The following is a 21,360-nucleotide window of genomic DNA, read 5'->3' as shown; positions in this document are numbered from 1 at the left end:
TGCTGATTTGCTATTAGAGCTGCTACAGCATTGACGCATCCATTGCTTATTGGCGCACATTGAGCTGGAGGTGAATCTGATCGGTTTGATGCTTCAACTGAAGCCATACCTCCTTGCTCCAGTTCCTTATTAGTGGTGCAAGCGGTGCGCCGAGACAAAGGGGAACGTCGTTTCTGCACGGCTTGTGTGAATGGTTGTCACTGGCCGTGTAACGCTCAATCCCAGCTGGTCAAGTTGAGATCAAGTTCCTATGAGCTGTTCTGTCTCTGGGTGCGTTTCGGCCGAGGGGAGGCGAACGAATCTTTGCGCGGCACGTGGTCCCCTAGGAATCAACCATGGCTGCCATTGCACCATCAGCAGGGTGAAAAGCTCTTATTTCTTAGTTAGTACGCCAAATATGGTATTCGTGTTGCAAAACAGCCCTAAACAAGGGGCAAGAGTTTCAAGGATATCCCTGACCTCTAGCCACCAGCTGGATGGTTGACGAAGGCTGAGTCCTAAGGCTCAAATTGTTGTTCTAGCTTGAGCGAAGAATGTGATCAATCGCATTTGGATGCTCATGGACGAATTTGATCGTTTCCATGGCAACCTGTCTGGCCTCAAAAGAGTCATTCGCATAGGCACAGAATTCGCACCGATGACTCTGAGCATCGCGATAGCTGATGGTGTAACCGTGGCGGCTCATTAGTCCAGCCATTCAATTGATCATTTACATCCTTGCTCAGCAGAGTATGGAGTTGCCACTAATTGTTCAAAGAAGTGAGCGAATGCACAAGAACCAAACTTTTTCAATGCTCTTCTTCACCACATCAACTTCCGGATCAGTGACCATTGGTCTATTGAGCGTGGGCCTCTTTCCATAGCCTTGTGAGGGCTCACTGACAGACTCTGGCAAAGGCACATCGTGATTTGCTGCAGTGGAAGGGTTACCTGGATGATCCATGAAGAAGGTCTCCTCCGTCGGCTTGGCAATTGCCGCAAATGTCTTTCTCTTCGTTTGGGCTGCGATCAATAGCCCCGTTGGTTAAAGATATAAATCGCTCTGCCTAGCAGCATCAATCACCTCAACCATCAATGGACGTGGGGGTTTTTGTTGAAGCGCAGGCAAAAGCCCTGCTATTAAGACGGAGGTTTGCTTATTCGTTTCACCCTTAGGGCAGTGAACCCTTTTTCTTGTCGTCCTTGACCTGTTGTGACCATAGGGTCTACTCGCTTCTGTAGAAATGCAGTGGCTTGGATCAAGTTCAGCACTGAGTTTGATCCCAGCGCTCTGGCACTGCAGACTGAACCGGTTTGTGGCATTGAAGTCTCATGCCTAAAAGGCGTTGCACTGCCAGCTTTGTTCATGGTCAACTTTCGTTGATGAAAAACGCTCAACCAAGCGTTGCCAATTTGATTGCTTTCATCACAGCAGCCGTTTCAGCAGCCATTTGATTTGTCTTGCTGCCTTCACTCCTCACACGATGCAGTTCTCTATGGATTCGCTTTTCTCGTTGATTATCGGCTTAGGTCTGAGAGCTGATTGAGTGCTTAATTGAGCTGGCAACAGTGATCATTTGTATCCCTTTTGAGAATCTTTTGTTTGCAGAACTCCTACATTTGTTTGCTGCGTTGAACCAGTTTGAAGAATGCTGATGGCATGGACGCCTTCTTCTCCAATGGCAACCATGGCAAGCGCTCGATAGGGATCAATTGAAAGACCAGGAGGGCTTAGAGCGCATCGTTGGTCTGTTTGGCGGCGTGAGGTTTGTTCCAGCACTGGCGAGCGGGCGCGCACAACAACTCCTACGGTTGGGGAGCATTCGCGGTGTAATTAGCTACCCGCTCGGCTTTTGCCTGTTGGATGTAAGGCTTTTGCCAGCTCAGGGGGATCTCTAGTAGGGCTTTGGGGCCGGTGATTGCTTCTGCCAGGAAGATCACCGCCGCAAGACTATTGGCTGTGATGTGCAGCCATCGCCAACGCAGATCACGCAGGATTTCTTGTCGGGATGCCAGCGAGAACAGCATCAGCCCAACGAGACCAATGCCACCCCAGAAATGCGATTGCCAGAATTCTGCTTTGAGGGGGTTGTCACCGAGGCGGAATACTTCCGGCTGCATCCCAAGGACGATGACACCTGCCCAGCAGAGTAAGGAGAAGCCTGCTCGATAGGCGGGTCTTTTGTCTCGCCAGGTTGTCAGCAAGGCGATGCAACTTCCAATGAGTACCAGTAGAAGCAATCCAGCACGGATCAGACCTCCCTCAAACTCCGTTAGCGGATGTTCAGTGCTGATCATCACGACCAGAGCAAGCAGCACGATTGCGATCACTCCGGCTGAGAGCCATCGTCCGAGATTGCTGTGCACACTCCCGACATTGGCTGGACTTTCGTTCTGACGTTTGAGCCGACGACTGCGGGTTTGAAGTGACAGGTTTAGGACTACCCCCAGTAGGGGGTAGATCAAGGCTACGGCGAAAATCGGGTGTAGCAACCAGATCCAGTCAAGGGTCTGCATGGTGAGGGCCTGGTCGGGGAATCAAAAGGGAGACACAATTGGATTTAGCAATGGTGCTAAAAGCCTGCACGCCATCGCTTAGAGCTTATTGAGTTGAACTGGATAGAGAATCTCTCCGTTTCTGGGTCCCTGATTCTCTTCCTATCGAAGGAGCTTATGGGAATTCAGGTGGTTGATGTTACTCAGTGATTCTACAAACCTTCCTAATTCTTGAGAGTGAATGATTATTTTCGCTGCTTGGCTAGCTGAGTAAGCATTTTAAATTAGTTCAAACCCCTTTGCCGTTGCAACAGTGATGAATAGAACTTGATTGGAATCTAAGAGGATGTAGGTCAAGCCATCAGGAATGTTTCTGAGGTGCCATGTCTTTGCTGATATAAGCAGGAGCGATCATGAGCATAGGCCAGCAATTGTCAATGGGGTTCGAGTGAAGAACTGAGCCTGTGCTTGTGGCGATACTTTGCTGCTGTTATTAGTCCGCATCAAAACCAATACATGGGAATAAGGGGCTTTGGGGAGGTTTTGAGTTGAGTGGCGAATGAACGAGATACGTTCTTTGATTAGCTTCGCAATGCTGATCGTTTGAATCAAATTTCGCTTGCCTAGCCTAGGTTTTGGCTTGCCTAAAGGCTAAGAGCTACTTTTGGCAGATGTTGAAAGGAACAGCTAAGTCGAAGTCAATTCAGTCATGCGCATCAGATGGGGCCCCTTGCGTAGAAAATAAGCCGAAGGCGGAACTGTTGCTACTCATGATTCAGGGCTTGCTGGTCATAGGTGAGGTGAGCTACGACTAGCTCCTAACTGAGGCGATAGATGAGGGGCATTTTTGAGCTGTTGCTGGCCTGGCGTTGGCCGCTAGCCTTTATCGTGAGCACAGCCTTTTTAAGCAAGGCTTTAATCGCGATTACTCGCGCGGGCATTCGTGTTGAGATTTTCACCAGACGTCCTATCAAGGTTTCCACTGGACCATCAGCGATTCAGGCCGAGGTCACCAAAGTAAGGCTTTAGTGGCTGAAATCTTTGTGACCCTAGGTAGGGAAAGACTCAGGTAATTCCGTTAAATATACAATGATTTCGAAGAACTAACTTCTTTCTTTTGATAGACAAAACAATCAATATCCATCACCATGATCAACAATTTTGATTCTCAATACTGTCTGCTATCTTTACAGTCTGATCGGCAGTATTTGTTATCCAGTTCATTCCTCTTTGAGCCTTTCTCACTCCACGCAGCCATGCCTGATTGCAAAGACAGCTGCTTGAGTTCGATCGCATATATCAAGCTTGTTGATGATTGTACTTTGGGGCAAAGTATCGTAGTGTTTGCGATGTTATTGAGCTTCCATCAAGGCATCCTTAAAGATTAATCTTAGAGTTCTGTAAGGATAATTTCAAAAGGGGAATTTAAAACCTTGATGCTCGTCTAGACTTCTTTTGTCTGGCTAACATAAAGAGAAGCTATTGCTTAGAAGCGCTTAATACAAACTATGGCCTTCCATAGAAATATGGAAAGAACCTGATTGGAGAGTGTAAGTCGCCAGAGCTGCAAAACTTGGTTTTTAAACACGATCGACTGACGTTGATCGAAAAAAGCTTCTGCCGTTCCTTCCAGATCAACTTATGGATTCGTGCGGGAGCAAGAAAAGACCCTTGGATGATCCGGGTACCCAAGGGAGTGAGTCGCTGTATCTCCACGCATACAGATCATGAATGATCCAGAAAAAACCGATGTAGGCAATGATCCAAAGACATGTATTCGTGATTACCACTTGGTTGATGATGTTGGAGTGATCGAACATTTACTCGATCAAGTGAGCTTTGATCAATCCTTGCAAAACAAGGGCCATCCGCTTGGCTCATCCTTAAAGGCCCGTCTATTGCTTTGAGATTTGGCGAGCGGATGGCCAATCGTCAAATGGTGAAATTGGCGTGGAAGGCATCACTGATGACCCAATGGGCAATGTGGTGATCGGCATGAACGAACTGATGCAGTCACAAAAATGCCTCTCTGGGATGGCGGTCAGGAGGTAGTAGCAGACCTCTAGATCAAGGCCCTGACATTGATATGGAGCGGTGGGATCCACAGATGTGCAACTAGAAAATGCCTTGGGGAGGGGCATTTCTGCCTCATAGGGATGAGGTTTTTCACGCGCAGGAGTGAAAAAAAGAGATCTCAGTCGTTTTTGCTGCGTCGCTGATGAGCATCACCGTCAAGGGAGTGCCTCTAACGACGAGGTCTATCTGTTGTGGAGTGCTTTTGATCAAGCCATCGATTCCTCGATGCAAGTTGATTGGCGAAAACCGTACAAAGATCACTTTGGAGTGGCTTTTTAATTCCAACCGGGCCTGGTTCTCCGCACTGTTTTTGTTCGGTCTAGGCATCTACGCCGACCAAGCTGTAAAAATCTCTCATAGAACACCATGTACTCCCTCTTTGACGAGTTTTTCTCTAGTCCAAGCTTCTATAAAACACGTCCTCGCATTTATGTGATTAGTGATTCTGAGTTCAAGGCTGATCAGGATCGCCAGAACGCAGAACGTGTTACTCATCTTGAGAATGTAAGGGCCGATTTGCTCGATTCAGTCAACAAAGTTGAAGCACAGATTGAGGCGCTTCAAACAGCACTGCCGCAAGCCAAGCAAGCGATCAAGGCACCTATCGCTGAGCCTGCCGCAGCAAATGAGACCTGCTCGCGCTCGGCATGACAAGAATTTTTATGGCAAGGAGGAACCACTACAAGCTCAGTGGCGATTCATGAAGCCCCTGCTAGCGCGGGGGCTTTCTATTTCCTGCAAGTAGCTGCAATGGTTGGTAAGAAATTTAACTGATAATGCTGCTAAAAATTCCCCTGTGGCAGCTTAAAAATCATCTGCTCGAGTGGATTAGCACTGACATGATCTATCTAGAGGAACTCGCAAAAATTGACGATAGCGAGCATGTTTTGCGGATATTAGCTTAGTTGAATCTTGTGAGGCCTTGAGGTTATTGACTCGCGGAATGGTTTGCAGCAGGCGAGACTGAACATCGCTTCGCAATCCCCTTGGCGGTTCAAGTTCTTCGAAACGATCAGCGTTCCAAGCTCGATCAGAACGATGACGTGCTTTTTTATGCTGAGCCTCGTTTCGTTCATCATCTGGACGAGGCCTTTCGGGGGCGTTTGACGCAGCTTTATCGCGAGAAGATTCCACCTTGCTCCACAGTGCTCGACTTGATGTCGAGCTGGGTGTCTCACCTGCCTGATGACGTCATCTATGACCGTGTGATCGGCCATGGCCTGAATGAAAAGGAACTCGTGGCCAACAACCGGCTTGATAGCCATTGGGTTCAGAATTTCAATCTCAACCAGTCCATTCCGCTTAAGGATGAGAGCATTGATGCGACTCTTATCGTTGCGGGTTGGCAATACCTTCAGCAGCCTGAGGATATGGCTGCGGAGTTATTGCGTGTGACGCGCTCGAAGGGCCAAGTCATCGTTGCTTTCTCGAATCGTATGTTTTTCACAAAAGCTCCGCAGATCTGGAGGGATGGCGATGACCGTGATCATTTCACCTACGTTTCTAAGGTGCTGATGGCTCAGGGTTGGCCAAAGCCTGAGATAATCGCAGAGGAGACTCGCTCAACAGGTGTCTTGGGGTTGCTAGGCGGCAAAGGAGATCCATTTTTTGCAGTGATCGCGACAAAGCCTTGACTGCAGTAAAGCCAACAAAGGAAGCAATCTGAGTTGGCAAATAAGACGAAACTCTTTGCATAAGGCTACAATTAATCTAGGCTCTATGCACACATTGCTAATCCATGACCTCTTCATTAGTTTGAACTAGTGTTTGCTTGCTTCCTGAGAGTATTGCTTTTTCCTAATGGGCCATGATTTATACAAAAGACGAAGGCTAAGTCACTCTATTGTTATCAATGACCTTAGGACTGCTAGGAGGAGTTGAAAATTAAACAGTGACTCTTTCATGAGAGCTGAAATAGAAAGAGACTAAAACTAAGATTTCCTTTGTTTGATGCATGTTTTGATTGATGTATTGATTTTATGATTGACTCTTATACGCTGCAGCAGTGCAAAGCCAATAAGCACATTTGCAAGCTTAAAGTTAGAAACCTAGAGCATGCTGTTCAACAGGCAAAGCTGATGATTGCAGAGACTGCTATGGACACTGAATCACTCGTTTCTTTAAGGCGTAAAGTTGCTGAATCCATTCTAGACTTAGAAGTATTATATTTGTTGATGGAGGAGGAGGGCCAACTAAATTAGTCGTTTAACATTCATCTGCTTTAAATTTATATAGATTGCTTTTGTCTTGTACCGGCAAGGCTCTTTATGCTTAATTGCATGTCGTCTATTGCATCATTTTGATTTGCTATGATATGAGCTGTTTGTCACTTTCACATGGATAAGTCGACCAAAGATCAAATTGTTGCATCTTCTGCTGGTTGGGTTGCTGTTTCATTAAATATTTTGCCAGGTATTGGAGCTGGCTACCTCTACCAACGTAGGTGGAAGGCCTATTGGATTACTTCCGCGGTCGTTAGTATTTGGATTGTTCTTGGTGCTGTCTTGGGTCAAGACATTGATCCTGTTAATGATCAAAGAAACCAATTAGTGGGTCTTATAGGTCTCTTGCTTGTAGCTGGAACAACTGCTGTAGAAGCTGGTTTAGCGGTAAAACGTGCGCGCAATAATGAATCGACTTGATCGATAGGATTAACAAAACATCTAGAGCGAGTTCTCCCCCTCTAGTCTGTTGATAATTAATCTCGATGTTGTTTTTATTCGTATGCCTATAGGCCCCGGATCTTCACTCCAGGAGGCTTTGATCGTAGAGCAAGGATGAATGGAATAAGGATAGATTAATGATTGAATATTGGGATTAATTCAAATTTTTACCCGTTAATCCGGTTTAAGCATTTTTGCTTTCTTTTCTTGAAAATGCTTGCTAAGCTTGGGAAGAACGAGAGGGTTTAGTATGCACACATATCTTGTTGAGGCATTGATCGTTGTCTCATCTACTCTTTGGGTTGTATTGTTGCTTTGGAAGCCTCAAAAGGAATAGCTGATAGTCTAGTCTTAAACTATTTTTTGGTCTTTTCTTTTGGCATGCTGGCTTAAGTGAAGCTTTTGTGCAGTATTTCTTTTTAAGCATCAAAAATGATCTTTTCCTTGATTAGTCTTTTATAGAGATGAATCTCTACCTTGTCGTGTTGGGTGGGAGGACGCGCGGAGGACACGTGGAGATGCACGATGTGCGCTGGGTGGTGGGTGAAACGATTGAAGCAACAGTTCCCCAGCTGAAATCACAATGGATTGGCAATCCTCGAGGGTTGCATGTGGACAGCTACATGCGCATCCGCTTCGTGGATGGTTACCGGATCACAATGGCTAGCGCCGGCAAAGTTAATGCAAACGAAGCCAACAAGCTCTGGTTCATCAACCTTGGAGGTTATAAGGCTGGTGAAATGCTTGAACAGCATCATTTGGAACTTGTGGTCGCACCTTCAGCTCAAATTGCCAAGGGCAAGGCACGTAGCCGCTGGTTCGAGCCGATGGATCAGATCCACAAGGATGATCATGCCACGATCATCTGTCTACAGGGATATTCAGTCGTCCTGGAGATCGATCCTCAGGGGCGACATGATGGCATGAAGCCCGACTGGAGTGGCTACTGGGTCATCACTTGATCAGCATTCTCACGGATTGGTTTCATCTCATGGTTCTGCTGGCTATTAGCTAAGGATAATCTTGCCAAGTTAGAATTTATAGGGATAATGATTGATCTATTGTATTAGTATTTCTTTGCGAAAAGGGACAAGTTTCATGAGAAATTGTTTTATAAATGATTCTCCCTAATCTTGCACGCTATTCAATAACGAGTATTCCTCTCTGTAAACCTGATATGCCGTCTAATGTTCGCATTGCTTTCCATAGATTATGTGTTTTTACCCATACAGAAGGATAGCGATATCTGGCAACATCTAGGATTAGAACTTTGTCAGTAACAGCGTCATAAGCTGCTAGTGGAGAGAAGTGTCCACCCCCTTTTTGGCCAATAACCTTCCTGTCATAATTCACAATCAAGCGATCATTAGAATTGTCAAGATTAGCTTTAAGAAGCGATCTAAATGCTGACAGACTAAGGATGTCTCCGTGTAAACGCTTAGAAGAAACACCATGATGAATGAGTAGGTTTTGAACTTCTTGAAGTGTCATGCCTTGACGCCTGACTTTGGCTGGGCTAATGACTGCTTGAGATGAATCCGAGTCGAAGATATTGTCTTGGGTCCAGAAGTGGTAGTTTCTGAAACCCTCTACTGGAGGTGCTGGAATTGCTAGGCTGTTTAAAACCATTACGGCACTGGCAACCCCGCAATAGGCAAGGTTTGATTGGGTCAGAAAAGCTTCCATTAACGAGCCGTAATCTGATACAGACTTGCTTCTTTGCAACAAGACCATTCCTTCTGATGTCGTTATTGGAACTAGTTTTTCCGCTAAGGCAGGATTAGACCAAGGGCTTACTATCAGAGCAAAACTCAATAAGCTGATTCCAGGAGAAGTTATCCATATCAAATGTTTAGCTGTCTTGTGTTTTCGAGCAGGGTTAAAGACCATTGCCTCACCTATACTGAGCAGTGGAACATTCTATCTAATTTCAGACTTGCTTGACAGATGGAATGAATCCTTGCAGAATCAACGCTTTCCGGTGTGTAAAATATTGCAGGTAGCTTCAAGATATTTGCGTTATTAATTTGCCTGTTTGCGATAAGTTTTTCGCCGTTTGGGCAGAAGGTAGATGGTCTTTTTCTCTCGTGATTCATTTATGACTGCTGAAGTTCCTTCAACGCTCGCAGCACATCTTGACTATGGCGAGATGGACTTACGTCTTCCCAGCGAGCGCGAAGGATGCCATCGGGATCAATCAGAAATGTGTGACGTTGGCTGAATGGTGAACTCCATGATCCATACCTTTCGCTTACGACTCCACCTGGGTCAGACAACAGTGTGTATCCAAGGCCTTCGCTGCTACAGAAGCTCACGTGCTCTTCGGTGCCATCAGCGCTGACTCCCACCACAGCTGCACCTGCAGCGTTAAAGTCTGAGAGATCTCGCTGGAATCCACGCGCCTCGAGTGTGCAGCCACTGGTGAAGTCGCGAGGGTAGAAGTAAAGAACCAGCCAACTGCCTAGAAAGGCATCACGTTGTAATTTCTCAGCCAGCGCACCTTCTTGAGCAGCGGCCTCTAGCTCAAAGTCTGGGGCTTGAGCGTCTAGAGCAGGAAGCTTTCCCTCCATGGCCAAGGCTTGGCTTGGGCGCCCAAGACATTGGCTGATACTCAACACTGCCGCCCCTGTTATGACTCTCAAGAGTTCAGATCGTTTCACCGGTATCAAGCCAACTGCAGAAGAGATTAGTCAGAACAACTTCATGGCGGAGCTAATGTGGCAAATGAATCTGACGATTGTGATTTCAACCAGTTGAATTGGATTCATGAGTCAAGCACCCCTAATTTTTAGCTAGCTGACCAACATCTTGCGTTGAATTGGAATCTATACCTTAGTCCCCCCATAAGACTGCCAACAGTTATTAATCATGCTCTGATCTTCTTTGTCTCTTTACTCTTTTCAAGTTCTGTCCGGTCGGCTTTTCACTCTTCTTCCTGTTTGCTTGCTGAAGCCACCTCTGCTTCAAGAGTAAATGTCACACTTTTATTAGGACTGAAGCGATCCACAAGAGTTTGAAGTTCTTCTTTGAGCTGCGCCTCAGAAATTGGTTCGATTGATTCTTGAACGATGGCTTCCTTCCATGTCATATCGATCAGCTTCTCTAGTGCCGCTGCTTTGATACGTGCGATACCGATCTGCTGAATGACCACTTGCTTAGGAATCTTTCCTGGACGGAAGCCTGGCAGCCTTATCGCGCTACCCAGGCGCGATAAGGCTGCGTCATAACTTGATTTGCAGCGAGCCGCTGTAACCTCTATCTTTATCGAGATGTGGTTGTCTGGCAACGCATTGATTTTGACTTTCAACCCCGCCTTCGTCATTGGTAAGACTCCTTCAACAGTGACAACGCAACAGCAGCAGACCCACTAACCCCTACAGCAATGACGCCAGGTTGACACAGGCTCATTAAAAGGATGTGTGATCTCCTATCCCTCACACTAGTTTGCTTTCGCTGATTTTTCTTAAGCGCTGTTCTGTGTATGCCTTGCTTACTGGAGGTGACTCTTTGTTGATTTAGATCAATCTTTTTCAGCAAAGCTTAGGAAATATCCATTTGACTGTTGCTAACTAATCCCTAATATGCGAGACATGGTGCTAGCCATTCCTAAGCTAATGTTAGCTTATAGAGCTTCACAACTAAAATCTTGAATTTCGCCGAGTGGTGTAAGACCACGGAAGGTTGGATGTTGATGATCTTCATAGCTCCACCACCATTTGCCATCAGTAAAACTTGTTTCGCCTACGTTGAAGGTTCTTGGTAGCATTAGTTTTGAATTCACTAGGTTGATCACGATAAAAGCTCCAGCATCAAGCTCTTCATATGCTTTAACTCTGCTGTATGTTCCATTCTCATTGTTGTAGATTGTTGCTTCGACAAGACTTCCATCACATGTAAATGAGGTTAATTCTGGAGCTAATGCACTTGGGACTACTGGTGAAATACTGATTAGAAAACTCATCATCAAGCCAAGGAATGTCATCATTAACTCTGTCCTGACTAAACTAATAGGGTTTAACTGATTGATAGTATGGCAAATACGTGCTCTCAAGGTAATGATTTTTAAATCATCGCAATAAGTAAAGCCCCCGCGAAAAGTGAGGCTTTACTTCGTGGGTTCTCATTTTGTTGTGGTGAAAAAATTTTCTGCACTTTTCAGCGCTGTCTATAGCTTCTGGTGACTTGCCATGCCAAGTCTTTGCAGGGCTCAATGATGGCTATGGGGTTGATCAAAATTTTCTAGTGGATGGGCTTTGCCTTTGCGAACCAGGCCAGATGAGTTGCGTGAAGTTGGGAAGCTCTGCGAAGGAGTGTTTTTGATGCCTGGGCAAGGTGCAACTCTCACAGCGCGATTTTGAAATCGGTTTTCGGGTCGTCGCGATCGTCCGGAGGACGCTCTGATCAAGGGCATGTAGGGGCGTAGCTAACAAGATCAGCGTGCCGCCCATCGCCACTATTGACAGGTCACAGGAACAAGGCTAGTACAGGTGTACTTTTGCTTGTGTTATGCAAAGTCCTCCAGTGCAGCAGGTCAATGGCTGGCTGATCAGCCCTGATGGCCATTTCTGCTATCGCTTCCACCGCGATGCCAACAGTTGGATCAGAAACCCCTTCGTTTTTGTTGACCAATGGAGTGCACAAATGGATGGAACTCCATCGCAGATGAAACAGCGCCTGAGGCTTCCTTTGGATCAAGCCCTTGAACTATGTGGTCAGATGCTTCTTGATGGATGGCAAAAACTGACGACTCCATGCGGGGAAGACCCAGACCCTCAGTTCACAGAAGAGCTCGCCGCGTGACCAAGAATGAACTAGCCATGAGATTGGCTCGACTATTGCTGCTTAAAGAGGGTGGTGGCACCTTAGAGAGCTTTGAATCCTTGCTTTGCTTGCGGAGTTATTTTTCCGAATTGACGCTCGATGAGCTGCATCAAATCGCAATTGAGTATGGGATCGATGCCTAGGAACTCTGGAGATGACGAAGGAAAAGCCCTGGTTTCGACTAGGGCTCTTGGTTTGCCTCAACAGCGAATTGATCTTGAAGGCTCCTGGAAACGACGCTTTCAATCCAGCGAAAACCAGGCCTTGTTGAAGAGCTGAGGGGTCGTGCCATTCGTAGCGGCATAAGCATGTTCATCTTCCGCGGGCAATGAGCCTTGACTGGCCCATCAGCTCTCTGGAGCCTTCTTGGTGGATTTAGTAGGGCATGGTTCGAGTTGTCTTGCTCATGATCAATGGTCTCGATGATCCGCAGAAAAAAATGACATTGGTCACAGCATTAATCCATCTTGATCCATCGGCACTCTTTTGTTTTCTAGTTGGTATCAATTCGATCGCGTTAGAGAGGTACTCGTGCTCGCGAGCAGGCGGGTCTCTGTAAAGACGCGGCATTCGCGGCCCAGTTCGTAGACTTGGTTGGTGAGGATTGTCCACTCTTTGAGATGGATGCGCCAACGAGCTTGCACATTTGAAACTTGCTCAGACCAGGAGACAATTCCACTGGTTCGCTCTGAGTTTCTTTTGCGCTCTACCTCCAGCTCTGTAAGCAGCTCATTGCGTGTCCAGGCTTTACCCGTGCTGGGGTTGTTGGGGATTGGCGTGCTTGCAGCCATGGTGCTTTCATCGGCAACGTGAGTAAGCATAGTACACCTGTATTGCCTACATGTGGATGGGCGGCCTGCTCCTGGCGACAGCTTTGGCATCGATCCATCACTCAAGGAAGAGATAAGACGCAGGGAGGAATGTCAATCGATGCCAGATCTTTTGTTTTGGCAAGGGTGCTCGCGTTGGCCTCTCCATGTTTAGGGCCAATGTTTAGAGCGATAGCTTATTTGCACTTCTTGCTTGGATTTGGCCTCGCTGGCGAATCGCATCGCCTAGACGGCTGAAATTCATGCTTTGGCCCATAGGGCGGGAGGTCCAAGGGCGCTAGCCCATGGAAGGCTTTAATGCTTTAGGCACGTGTTGGTGTGATATGCCAGTTACGTAGATTCTTTGTTAATGCATGTATTTGCTCTAGGGTTAGCTTGTCAATAGCCGCGAATGCGGCGATGCAGCAAGTTTTGCTCGAGCCTAAGCATGCCAAGTTCGCAGCATTGCTCTCCCCGATGAGATTTGATTGAGTGCGCCTGCTTGATAACACTCCTTCTGCTCACCGAACTGCCCTTGATCATCGCTCTGGCAGATGGTCAGGCTCTGATGTGTGAGCTAGCTCACATTGAATTGAGATCTAGACCCCTAGCTGAGATGCTTTTTTGTTGCTATTAAGAGCCAACAAAAATTCTTCGACATGCCAGCAACACTCAAACTCCTTGATAACTACTCTCCAGTAACACTCACTGAAGAGCAAAAGGCAGCATTGGCTCGTGCAAGAGATCCTCAAGCAACAAGCGTTGATGAGTCAGTGAACCTCTTGAAGACGGTGTACTTAAGTGCCGAACCAGAGAATTGGGATGACACCACTGAATCAGAATGGAATTGTGTCGCTACCTGTATCCGTGCTGCTTAGGCAGGCTGATCAGCAATCCTGTATACAGCGAGGCAAAACAGCGCGATAAAAACGCCGAGTGTGATCGTGTAAAAATCCACCTGATTAAGCTCTAGCCTTGGCATAGATGGGTTGAAGCGTCCCACCGTTGTGATCATCATCATCTTCGTTATCGAAGAAAGAGAGGCCTAATAAAAGTGCGCTTACTGGCAGTAAAGGGAATAGCGCAGCCAGTTGACCACTACTTAGAACAGGTTGCACTGCATCCCAAGCGGACCAAACAATCCAGAGTGATGTGAAGAGGATGAAGGAGAGGGTGAGCTTTGATTGAGGCATTGAATGTGCCTGCCAAAAGACGTTCCATGACAATGACAAAAAAACAACGCCAATGTGGGGGCTTTGGGGCCTGCGTTGGTACGGATAGCCGAGGCTTTATTGCTACTTATCTAAGCCCAAAGCATCGATTATCGAAGTGGTTTCAAGCGGTCTCAGGCGGTCTTGCTGTCATCGTTAATACAACAGAGTTCAATCACTCGCCTGATCATCCAGGTGATCACGTTGTTGTGATCCCTGCATCTGAGTACGAAAAGCCCCAAGAGCGTCAGAACGCTGAACGCGTTGCTTGCCTAGAGGCTCGCAAAGCAGATTATCTCGCAGTTGTTGAACAGCTCGAGAAGCAGATTGCTGAATTGCAGTCTTCTCTGCTAGCAGCAGAGAAGGATAAAGAATTTGCGGCAGCTGAGATCTGACAGCTAGCACCAGGTGGTGGGAACACTTGGTGAGGGGGGTACAAAGGGCTCCTGCTGCAAGCGATGGCTTTTGTTCTGCATGATTGAAACTCGCGATTGAATGAACCAGCAGCATTCTCTTTTTTTGAGACTCTTGTCGTGCTTGACGCAAGCCAGGCAGAACTTGGCGCAAGATGGTTAGGGGTTAGGGGTTAGGGGTCAGGGGTTAGGGGTTAGGGGTTAGGGGCCTTGTTGGTGATCCTTGATCGTGAGTCAATCACTCAACAGATTTGGCAGGACACACCGCCTTGATATTCATACTCATGAGCAGAGTTGTTGAGTTCTTGAGCTGTGCTCAGCGTTGTGGGGGAGAAGGACATTGGTTTGTTCAAGATCTTGTTGTCGATCCAATCGAAAATTATCTCCAACCTCTTCTCGCACCAACAGGGCAAAGGTTTTGGGGCACAAAGGCAGCGGCTGCTCTATGGCAAGCAATAAAAAAGACCCTCGCAGGAGAGCGACGGGTCTGGGTGATGGGGAGATCAACTTTTAGGCATAAATGATCAAAAAAACAAGCTTCCGCTACAGGTGGTGTCAGAAAGTCAATATAAATACATTCAAACCTAAATATAGTGTGAAGACCATCACTATCACCCTTGACAGCCACTATTCTCTTTGCGTGGCCGGGTGATGGGGATCAGTCGGTTTTTGCACAAATCCGCCCCCTTGTTAGCTGGGGGGCTCTTTTATTGCCCATATAAAAACCTGCGCAGGCGCGATGTGCAAGAGGGGCTGGCCGCAACACTGCCAACAGTTCTGACTTCATTCAGTTTTGACAGGTTGCTTGAGCGGCACTCCTTCTACCCCTGCCCAGGCAACAAACACAACGGCATCTTCATTGCCAATGTTTTCACAGGCGTGTTGGGTGTCTCCGGTAGAGGCAACAAAGGCTTCTCCTCGTCTGAACTCCCTTGCCTTACCAGACTCTGTGAGTGTGCACTTGATCCAACCTTTCTCGACATACACGACACCAGGTTGAGGGTGTGTGTGGACTGGGGTTTTGGCGCCAGGCGGAAAAACAGCTCTTATCAATGTCATCTCAGCTTTGCCTTGCGGATAGCTGAACCGCTCGCCATACCATGATTCTGTTGAAGACACCAAGACATCAGAGGTGATTGGTGCACTGGCCTGATCCTTCCTGTTGCTGCAACTGACGGCCAATAAACCAGTGAGGCAGATGGTTGAGACGATGAGAGCGCGCATAGGAAATAAAAAAGCGGCTTCCTGGAGGAAAACCGCAGATGTGATGTGATTTGTAGGAGATTTAAGTGATTTATATGGTGTAGTCAACCCCTCGATTGGTGTGTGTGGACAGCGAGTTTCGCTGGGGATTGATGAGCTGAGGTGTAGTCAATTCCTCGATAGCTTTTCGCCATCAGGAACTGTGAATGAGACAGGGCAGCTTGCTTTTGCGCTTTGCGCTGAATCATGGAGAGGATGTTCATCGAACGCTCCTGCAGTGCTTAAGCCCCCGTTGCCTGGCTTAAGTCTGACTGCGCCCCGGAAGGGGGCCAACGGTTGGCAAGAGTCTACAGACGTTTGTTTGGCATTTGTGGGAGGTGCCTCCCTGTCCATCCCAAATAGGAGTTCAGGACTTTGTAATCCTCTAGGCACGATGCCGATTATTGATGGTTGCGATCGCTTTGGGATTGACTGCAAAGTTGAAGGCTTTGCTTTTGCCTTGTTGTTTAGACGAACACCTATCTCAGTGCTTGGTTTGCTGAGTTGATCATGGCTTCTCCGCGCCGGTGGATCTCATTGGCGTAGTTGGTCCAGGTGCCTTGGCCCCAATAGCGGAAGCAACTGGTTTCTAGCAGTAGCAGGTAGAGCAGAGCTTCTTGATACTGCGGGGTTTGCGTGATTGCTGCATCCTTTGTTACCAAGGGATCAAACAGCTGGTGAAACTTGGCGCTGAGGCTGTTGATCGGTTCCAGCACATTTTCATAGCCCTTGATCCAGCTGAGATTGTTGGTCCAGGATGCGCCGTCCATTGAGAAGGAGGGATCTGTTTCTTTGAGGTTGCTGATGGCCGCTTCGATTGATTCGGGGTTGATGGGGCTGTCAGTGTTATGCCACAGCTTGTGTTGCTGTATCGCCTGAATCTTTGGGTAATCAGAGGCTTCCACACCGGCGGCCTCCAGTAACTCCAGATATTCAGTGCCGTTGAGCGCAACTGTGCTTACAGGATCAACCTGGGAAGCAACGGTTTGATGGGCTTGGATAAAGGCGGCTGGAAACTCATTCATCATTACGCCTCCATTTTCTCCGTCGGCAATTTGAGAGACCAATGATGGAATCGATTTACCTGCCAGTGATTGTCTGCCCAGGCCTAATGCTTCGTGATAGGGCTGCATCTGTCCTACCAATTTGGTGTCTGAGCCCTGGGTTTTGATCAACGCCACAATGCTGACTGTTTCCCCTCTGGAGTTACGAGCCACAAGTTGATTGGGGCCGTATTTCTGTGCATGGCGAAGGCATGAACCATCGAAGTTTTCAACGCTGTTTTCTTGAACAAGGAGCCAACGGTATCCGCAATCTCTGAGGGCTTTCACCAATTCATAGAGGGTGTCTGGATGGTTGGGAAGGTGCATTTCCGGTGGCGAGAAACCCTTTACCCGTTGCAATGCTTGCCGCCCAAACATGGCAGCGAATTGATGCTGCCAGGCCAGGATTTGTAGCTTCAGATCTGGAATAGGAGTGGAGGGTGCAACGGCATGGCTCCAAAAGGTGCCGAGCCATTCCACATGGGGTTGAAGCGTGGGATCGCATGCGAGACGTTTAAGCGCCTCGAGAATGTCGACACGGCCCATTTGCTCAACACCCCAGAGCAAGTTGCCTGAGTAATCCAGCATGATGCGAGGGTTGCATCCCTCTTCAATCAGTTGGGGAATGATGTCTGCGAGGCGCTTGTAGCAATGGGCAAAGGGTTCGGCGTTGTGGTTATCGCCTTCTTCGCTGTGCTCCAGCATGTATTGCAGATGCGAGATCAGTTCTCCATTCGCACCTGCCGGAATCGTGGGCTGATGCATGTGGAGAGCACAGGCAAAGGCTGACTGAAACTGCTCCAGCTTGCGATTGCTATGCGTGAGCACAGCGCGATTAGCTTGTTGAAAGAGGGCAAGAATTTCGGCTTCGTAGCCAGCGATCGCAGGCAAGCTTTGCTTGGGCATCAATTTTTGTTTGCGGTAGTACGGGCCTGGTAGAGCTTGAAGCAGGCGCTGATCAAGGCGAGACCTGAAGGTGGACTAGCGGGTTGCCTGTCAGCTGGAATGTGGCGAAGCGGCTTGGTTTCCTACACCCCTACACCGTGTTGACGTTGTTCTGAGTGAAATCGACACTTTTTTCGCCGATCAACGTCTTGAGATCTTCCGGTGGTAGCCAACGCCTGTTGGCGCCATGTTTAAACGCGAAGCGAAGGAATTCTGCTGCGTACTGAATGCGAAGTCTTCTGCTTGTGGAGCCGGGCTCTCCTCCATGACGTTCGACCAATGCTTTTAAAAGCGTGTAGCCGGAGCTGGGTTCAGGCTGGCTTGTGAGAATAACGACTGTACGGGCAAGGGGCGTGCGGTAGTTACGGTTCCAAACCCGGGCTCCATTTTTGCTTTTACTTGTTTTATGTGATTTGAATTTTTTTAGTAGTCGTTCCCAATCGAATTCACCACCAGCTCCAGACTCGTTTCTTTTTTTCACCAACTCGTAGGCATCAGTCAATCCTTTGCCCTGATCTTTCATTAACTCAGAGATCTCAGTTGAAATTTTCAAGATCCAATCAGCGCTTGTTGCGACCCATGGAATGAAATCAGGATCGGTCTTGGCCTTTGGACCGAGGATGATGCTGGTGCGGCTGCCATCGTCGAAGCGCACAGTTAGCTGAACCCTCTGGAGAAGACCGTCACCAACGCCGCGAACCATCCAGCCATCGCCACATTGTCGTCGGATCCCGTCGCGCAGGGCTGTGATCCATTTCGCTGACTTATCGGCCATTGGGATCCTGTTGCACCGCAAGCTGTTTGATTGTTCTTGTCAATTCAACAGTGTTGCGGCTGCATCCTCAAGCGGCTGGGGCTTTTGCTTTGGTCTGCTGATCAGGTTCATGACTACCAACAACATGATTATTCGCAGTTAATCGTTGGTTTCTGGCATTGCTCGGCTAAACACGAAAGCCAATCCTGCAAGATACCAAGGGCTTTTGGCTCTAAGCGGTAATAAACCCAACGGCCACTCTGCCGATCAACAATCAAACCAGCATCTTTTAAGACCTTGAGATGAAAGGAAAGGCGTGATTGGCCAAGACTTAACTCATTAATGAGATCACACACACAACGTTCACCACAGGCAAGCTCCTCGATCACTTGCAGACGAATAGGATCTGCAAGTGCTTTCATTAAAGTTCTGGCACGACTTGAATCAAGCAAATGTGGCGGGGCAATCGTTGTGCCCATGATTAATGTAAGACGTTTTTTACTTTAAGGACAATATAAGAAAGGGAAAAGAGCGCTTGCATCGACTATGGTTGATACATCAAGATATTTTGATTGATCCTTATGGCCAAGCAAGGGCCAATGCGTATTGGTATCAACGGTTTTGGGCGTATCGGGCGGCTGGTCTTCAGGGCTCTATGGGGGAGACCAGGGATCGAGATCTGCCATGTGAACGACCCATCTGGGGATGCAGCCACTGCAGCACACCTGCTTAAGTTCGATTCTGTACACGGACGCTGGGATCAGCTTGTTGGAGGCAGCGAGAACCAACTGTTGGTGAATCAACAAACCATCAGTTACTCCCAAGGAAGCACTCCTGGCGCTGTGCCTTGGAATGACGCTGGCATTGACATCGTTTTGGAATGCAGCGGTAAATTTAAATCACCAGAAACTCTCAGCGTTTACTTCGATCAACATGCTTTAAAACGTGTGATTGTTGCTTGCCCAGTTAAAGGAAAACTAGCTGGCAAAGAAGTGTTGAATATCGTTTATGGGATTAATCATCATCTTTATGACCCAAAGATTGATCATTTAGTGACAGCAGCATCATGTACGACAAACTGTTTGGCTCCGTTGGTCAAGGTTGTGCATGAAAACTTTGGTATTTCACATGGCTGCATAACAACTCTTCATGATACTACTAACACACAAGTTCCGATTGATAGTTTCCAAAAGGACTTACGTAGGGCTAGGAGTTGTCTACAAAGTCTGATCCCAACGACGACAGGCTCTGCCAAAGCAATCGCAATGATCTTTCCAGATCTAGAGGGAAAACTCAATGGACATGCGGTAAGAGTACCTTTGCTCAATGCTTCATTGACCGATGCAGTTTTTGAGCTAAAGCGCTCAATTACGGTGAAGGATGCCAATGAAGCGTTCAGGCATTCAGCAGAACATCAGTTAAAGGGAATCATTGGCTATGAAGACAAGCCTCTTGTCTCTATTGATTACGTTAACGATTCTCGAAGCTCAATTGTCGATGGATTGTCAACAATGGTTGTTAACGGCTCTCAGCTAAAGGTTTACGCATGGTACGACAATGAATGGGGATATAGCAGTCGAATGGCAGATCTTACGTGTTATATTTCTAATCTTGAAAATACTAGTAATACCTTTTAAATGATGCTTTCGCCTCTCAATCAATATGGTGTTGTAACCACAAACTACTGGGCCTTTACGCTCACTGATGGTGCATTACGTATGCTTGTGGTTTTTCACTTCCATGAGCTTGGTTATACGACACTTGAAATCGCATTTCTTTTTTTATTTTATGAGTTCTTCGGTATTATTACCAACCTGTGTGGCGGTTGGATAGGGGCACGTTATGGCCTACGTCTAACTCTTTGGGTTGGAACTTTGTTGCAGATCTTGGCCTTGCTGATGTTGATTCCTGTCTCAGCAAGTTGGTCTAAAATAGGAAGTGTAGCGTATGTGATGTTCGCACAAGCAATTAGTGGCATAGCAAAAGATCTTAATAAAATGACGGCTAAAGGTGCCATAAAAACCATAGTTGCAGAGAGAAAAGGAGATGCCGATCGCGAGGGCAGGAGGCTTTTCAAGTGGGTGGCTATTCTTACGGGATCAAAGAATGCTTTAAAGGGAGTAGGTTTTTTTCTAGGTGGATTACTTTTAACGAGTGTAGGTTTTAATAAGTCAGTAGAAATAATGGCGATAGGCTTGTCAATAAGTTTTCTAGTCACGCTAAAGCTTCCAGACGATATGGGAATCATCAAAAAGAAGCTGGGAATCATGAGTGTCTTCTCTAAATCGCAAGGTATTAATATTTTGTCAGCAGCTCGCCTTTTCCTGTTTGGCGCAAGAGATGTATGGTTTGTAGTTGCATTACCTGTTTTTCTAGAAGAATCATTGAACTGGAAGTTTTGGGAAATCGGAGGCTTCTTGGGGTTATGGGTGATTGGCTACGGAATTGTTCAGGCATCTGCACCAGGTATCCGAAAACTGTGGACCAGCTCAAAAACTCCCGGTGTCTCTTCCGTTCAGTTTTGGAGTGCTGCTTTGACAGCGATTCCAGCACTGATTGCGATTGCATTATGGCGAGAAACTGATTCTGCAATAGCTATAACATTGGGCCTGGTTTCTTTTGGTGTTGTTTTTGCGATGAACTCGTCTATACACTCATACATGATTTTGGCTTATACAGATAGTGAGAATGTAAGCCTAAATGTAGGATTTTATTATATGGCTAATGCCGCAGGTAGATTAATAGGTACAGTTTTATCAGGCTCTGTATTCATGATCGGTAAGACGACAATGCAGGGAATGCAGTTATGTTTATGGTGCTCATCTTTATTGGTGTTTCTCTCATTGCTAAGCAGCTTAAGGTTGCCAGAGCCAAAACATTCTTAACGAGCGCTAATAAACAATGACTG

The 21,360-nt window shown here is 47.1% G+C and carries 24 protein-coding genes; 12 read left to right on the top strand and 12 right to left on the bottom strand.

The features are described from left to right. The first annotated feature begins 559 nt into the window (after positions 1-559). Positions 560-688: a hypothetical protein gene (locus tag SIB68_RS04310; protein WP_255454309.1), complete on the top strand. Its 129-nt coding sequence runs from the start codon at positions 560-562 to the stop codon at positions 686-688. An 864-nt stretch (positions 689-1,552) separates the two neighbouring features. On the opposite strand, the gene SIB68_RS04305 is transcribed toward SIB68_RS04310, so the two are convergent. Both SIB68_RS04305 and SIB68_RS04300 read right to left on the bottom strand, forming a co-directional pair. Continuing rightward, complete coding sequence (locus SIB68_RS04305) at positions 1,553-1,777, bottom strand: hypothetical protein (protein WP_063399305.1); 225 nt, start codon at positions 1,775-1,777, stop codon at positions 1,553-1,555. Between the two features lie 8 nt (positions 1,778-1,785). Next, positions 1,786-2,496 (bottom strand): DUF4079 domain-containing protein, encoded by a 711-nt coding sequence (locus SIB68_RS04300; protein ID WP_063399306.1) that lies wholly within the window; start codon positions 2,494-2,496, stop codon positions 1,786-1,788. Between the two features lie 813 nt (positions 2,497-3,309). On the opposite strand from SIB68_RS04300, the gene SIB68_RS04295 reads away from it, so the two are divergent. The 6 genes from SIB68_RS04295 to SIB68_RS04270 all read left to right on the top strand — a co-directional run bounded on the left by SIB68_RS04295 (position 3,310) and on the right by SIB68_RS04270 (position 8,176). Further along, positions 3,310-3,504 carry a hypothetical protein gene (locus SIB68_RS04295; RefSeq protein ID WP_063399308.1) on the top strand — a complete coding sequence of 65 codons (195 nt, stop codon included), beginning with the start codon at positions 3,310-3,312 and terminating at the stop codon, positions 3,502-3,504. A gap of 698 nt (positions 3,505-4,202) precedes the next feature. Beyond that, entirely contained in the window at positions 4,203-4,382 is a 180-nt protein-coding gene (locus SIB68_RS04290) for a hypothetical protein (protein ID WP_063399310.1), read from the top strand. Positions 4,383-4,917: 535 nt separating this feature from the next. Beyond that, the gene (locus SIB68_RS04285) at positions 4,918-5,202 is read left to right on the top strand and encodes a hypothetical protein (RefSeq protein ID WP_063399312.1); all 285 of its coding nucleotides are present in this window, start codon (positions 4,918-4,920) and stop codon (positions 5,200-5,202) included. A gap of 335 nt (positions 5,203-5,537) precedes the next feature. After that, positions 5,538-6,185 carry a methyltransferase domain-containing protein gene (locus SIB68_RS04280; protein WP_063399313.1) on the top strand — a complete coding sequence of 216 codons (648 nt, stop codon included), beginning with the start codon at positions 5,538-5,540 and terminating at the stop codon, positions 6,183-6,185. A gap of 702 nt (positions 6,186-6,887) precedes the next feature. After that, positions 6,888-7,193 (top strand): hypothetical protein, encoded by a 306-nt coding sequence (locus SIB68_RS04275; RefSeq protein WP_063399315.1) that lies wholly within the window; start codon positions 6,888-6,890, stop codon positions 7,191-7,193. Between the two features lie 485 nt (positions 7,194-7,678). Continuing rightward, positions 7,679-8,176 carry a DUF1543 domain-containing protein gene (locus SIB68_RS04270; protein WP_063399316.1) on the top strand — a complete coding sequence of 166 codons (498 nt, stop codon included), beginning with the start codon at positions 7,679-7,681 and terminating at the stop codon, positions 8,174-8,176. A 178-nt stretch (positions 8,177-8,354) separates the two neighbouring features. Here the strand turns inward: SIB68_RS04270 and SIB68_RS04265 are convergent, their stop codons facing one another. From SIB68_RS04265 to SIB68_RS04250, 4 genes are all read right to left on the bottom strand, one after another. Continuing rightward, the gene (locus SIB68_RS04265) at positions 8,355-9,104 is read right to left on the bottom strand and encodes a phytochelatin synthase family protein (protein ID WP_063399317.1); all 750 of its coding nucleotides are present in this window, start codon (positions 9,102-9,104) and stop codon (positions 8,355-8,357) included. A gap of 206 nt (positions 9,105-9,310) precedes the next feature. Further along, positions 9,311-9,874: a peroxiredoxin gene (locus tag SIB68_RS04260; protein ID WP_063399318.1), complete on the bottom strand. Its 564-nt coding sequence runs from the start codon at positions 9,872-9,874 to the stop codon at positions 9,311-9,313. A 263-nt stretch (positions 9,875-10,137) separates the two neighbouring features. Continuing rightward, positions 10,138-10,536 (bottom strand): trigger factor family protein, encoded by a 399-nt coding sequence (locus SIB68_RS04255; protein WP_063399319.1) that lies wholly within the window; start codon positions 10,534-10,536, stop codon positions 10,138-10,140. A gap of 300 nt (positions 10,537-10,836) precedes the next feature. Continuing rightward, positions 10,837-11,265 carry a hypothetical protein gene (locus tag SIB68_RS04250; RefSeq protein ID WP_236068809.1) on the bottom strand — a complete coding sequence of 143 codons (429 nt, stop codon included), beginning with the start codon at positions 11,263-11,265 and terminating at the stop codon, positions 10,837-10,839. Between the two features lie 455 nt (positions 11,266-11,720). Between SIB68_RS04250 and SIB68_RS04245 the strand changes: the two genes are divergently transcribed. Further along, positions 11,721-12,014 (top strand): DUF1651 domain-containing protein, encoded by a 294-nt coding sequence (locus tag SIB68_RS04245; RefSeq protein ID WP_063395381.1) that lies wholly within the window; start codon positions 11,721-11,723, stop codon positions 12,012-12,014. Between the two features lie 156 nt (positions 12,015-12,170). Further along, positions 12,171-12,314 (top strand): hypothetical protein, encoded by a 144-nt coding sequence (locus tag SIB68_RS04240; protein ID WP_155724885.1) that lies wholly within the window; start codon positions 12,171-12,173, stop codon positions 12,312-12,314. Positions 12,315-12,538: 224 nt separating this feature from the next. On the opposite strand, the gene SIB68_RS04235 is transcribed toward SIB68_RS04240, so the two are convergent. Continuing rightward, entirely contained in the window at positions 12,539-12,856 is a 318-nt protein-coding gene (locus SIB68_RS04235) for a hypothetical protein (protein WP_063399321.1), read from the bottom strand. Between the two features lie 950 nt (positions 12,857-13,806). After that, positions 13,807-14,037 carry a hypothetical protein gene (locus SIB68_RS04230; RefSeq protein ID WP_155724601.1) on the bottom strand — a complete coding sequence of 77 codons (231 nt, stop codon included), beginning with the start codon at positions 14,035-14,037 and terminating at the stop codon, positions 13,807-13,809. Positions 14,038-14,063: 26 nt separating this feature from the next. Here SIB68_RS04230 and SIB68_RS04225 point away from each other — a divergent pair, with 26 nt between their 5' ends. Next, positions 14,064-14,450 carry a hypothetical protein gene (locus SIB68_RS04225; RefSeq protein ID WP_196757072.1) on the top strand — a complete coding sequence of 129 codons (387 nt, stop codon included), beginning with the start codon at positions 14,064-14,066 and terminating at the stop codon, positions 14,448-14,450. A gap of 801 nt (positions 14,451-15,251) precedes the next feature. On the opposite strand, the gene SIB68_RS04220 is transcribed toward SIB68_RS04225, so the two are convergent. The 4 genes from SIB68_RS04220 to SIB68_RS04205 form a co-directional block, all read right to left on the bottom strand. Beyond that, positions 15,252-15,692: a cupin domain-containing protein gene (locus SIB68_RS04220; protein WP_011825751.1), complete on the bottom strand. Its 441-nt coding sequence runs from the start codon at positions 15,690-15,692 to the stop codon at positions 15,252-15,254. A gap of 497 nt (positions 15,693-16,189) precedes the next feature. After that, positions 16,190-17,659 (bottom strand): hypothetical protein, encoded by a 1,470-nt coding sequence (locus SIB68_RS04215; RefSeq protein ID WP_063399336.1) that lies wholly within the window; start codon positions 17,657-17,659, stop codon positions 16,190-16,192. A 130-nt stretch (positions 17,660-17,789) separates the two neighbouring features. After that, the gene (locus SIB68_RS04210; protein ID WP_063399324.1) at positions 17,790-18,473 is read right to left on the bottom strand and encodes a hypothetical protein; all 684 of its coding nucleotides are present in this window, start codon (positions 18,471-18,473) and stop codon (positions 17,790-17,792) included. Between the two features lie 128 nt (positions 18,474-18,601). Continuing rightward, positions 18,602-18,931 carry an ArsR/SmtB family transcription factor gene (locus SIB68_RS04205; RefSeq protein ID WP_063399325.1) on the bottom strand — a complete coding sequence of 110 codons (330 nt, stop codon included), beginning with the start codon at positions 18,929-18,931 and terminating at the stop codon, positions 18,602-18,604. A gap of 120 nt (positions 18,932-19,051) precedes the next feature. Here SIB68_RS04205 and SIB68_RS04200 point away from each other — a divergent pair, with 120 nt between their 5' ends. Both SIB68_RS04200 and arsJ read left to right on the top strand, forming a co-directional pair. Then, positions 19,052-20,089 carry an ArsJ-associated glyceraldehyde-3-phosphate dehydrogenase gene (locus SIB68_RS04200; RefSeq protein ID WP_063399337.1) on the top strand — a complete coding sequence of 346 codons (1,038 nt, stop codon included), beginning with the start codon at positions 19,052-19,054 and terminating at the stop codon, positions 20,087-20,089. Then, positions 20,090-21,337 (top strand): organoarsenical effux MFS transporter ArsJ, encoded by a 1,248-nt coding sequence (gene arsJ, locus SIB68_RS04195; protein WP_063399326.1) that lies wholly within the window; start codon positions 20,090-20,092, stop codon positions 21,335-21,337. The last annotated feature ends 23 nt before the right edge of the window (positions 21,338-21,360 follow it).

Source organism: Prochlorococcus sp. MIT 1323, assembly GCF_047304905.1.
GTDB lineage: Bacteria > Cyanobacteriota > Cyanobacteriia > PCC-6307 > Cyanobiaceae > Prochlorococcus > Prochlorococcus marinus_D.
This window is presented reverse-complemented; position numbering and strand designations above follow the sequence as displayed.

Bases quoted from the DNA above. Each gene is read 5' to 3' on its own strand.
- SIB68_RS04310 (WP_255454309.1), top strand. From the start codon at position 560: ATGGACGAATTTGATCGTTTCCATGGCAACCTGTCTGGCCTCAAAAGA.
- SIB68_RS04300 (WP_063399306.1), bottom strand. From the start codon at position 2,496: ATGCAGACCCTTGACTGGATCTGGTTGCTACACCCGATTTTCGCCGTA.
- SIB68_RS04295 (WP_063399308.1), top strand. From the start codon at position 3,310: ATGAGGGGCATTTTTGAGCTGTTGCTGGCCTGGCGTTGGCCGCTAGCC.
- SIB68_RS04290 (WP_063399310.1), top strand. From the start codon at position 4,203: ATGAATGATCCAGAAAAAACCGATGTAGGCAATGATCCAAAGACATGT.
- SIB68_RS04285 (WP_063399312.1), top strand. From the start codon at position 4,918: ATGTACTCCCTCTTTGACGAGTTTTTCTCTAGTCCAAGCTTCTATAAA.
- SIB68_RS04275 (WP_063399315.1), top strand. From the start codon at position 6,888: ATGGATAAGTCGACCAAAGATCAAATTGTTGCATCTTCTGCTGGTTGG.
- SIB68_RS04270 (WP_063399316.1), top strand. From the start codon at position 7,679: ATGAATCTCTACCTTGTCGTGTTGGGTGGGAGGACGCGCGGAGGACAC.
- SIB68_RS04265 (WP_063399317.1), bottom strand. From the start codon at position 9,104: ATGGTCTTTAACCCTGCTCGAAAACACAAGACAGCTAAACATTTGATA.
- SIB68_RS04255 (WP_063399319.1), bottom strand. From the start codon at position 10,536: ATGACGAAGGCGGGGTTGAAAGTCAAAATCAATGCGTTGCCAGACAAC.
- SIB68_RS04245 (WP_063395381.1), top strand. From the start codon at position 11,721: ATGCAAAGTCCTCCAGTGCAGCAGGTCAATGGCTGGCTGATCAGCCCT.
- SIB68_RS04240 (WP_155724885.1), top strand. From the start codon at position 12,171: ATGCCTAGGAACTCTGGAGATGACGAAGGAAAAGCCCTGGTTTCGACT.
- SIB68_RS04235 (WP_063399321.1), bottom strand. From the start codon at position 12,856: ATGCTTACTCACGTTGCCGATGAAAGCACCATGGCTGCAAGCACGCCA.
- SIB68_RS04230 (WP_155724601.1), bottom strand. From the start codon at position 14,037: ATGCCTCAATCAAAGCTCACCCTCTCCTTCATCCTCTTCACATCACTC.
- SIB68_RS04225 (WP_196757072.1), top strand. From the start codon at position 14,064: ATGACAATGACAAAAAAACAACGCCAATGTGGGGGCTTTGGGGCCTGC.
- SIB68_RS04220 (WP_011825751.1), bottom strand. From the start codon at position 15,692: ATGCGCGCTCTCATCGTCTCAACCATCTGCCTCACTGGTTTATTGGCC.
- SIB68_RS04215 (WP_063399336.1), bottom strand. From the start codon at position 17,659: ATGCCCAAGCAAAGCTTGCCTGCGATCGCTGGCTACGAAGCCGAAATT.
- SIB68_RS04210 (WP_063399324.1), bottom strand. From the start codon at position 18,473: ATGGCCGATAAGTCAGCGAAATGGATCACAGCCCTGCGCGACGGGATC.
- SIB68_RS04205 (WP_063399325.1), bottom strand. From the start codon at position 18,931: ATGGGCACAACGATTGCCCCGCCACATTTGCTTGATTCAAGTCGTGCC.
- SIB68_RS04200 (WP_063399337.1), top strand. From the start codon at position 19,052: ATGCGTATTGGTATCAACGGTTTTGGGCGTATCGGGCGGCTGGTCTTC.
- arsJ (WP_063399326.1), top strand. From the start codon at position 20,090: ATGATGCTTTCGCCTCTCAATCAATATGGTGTTGTAACCACAAACTAC.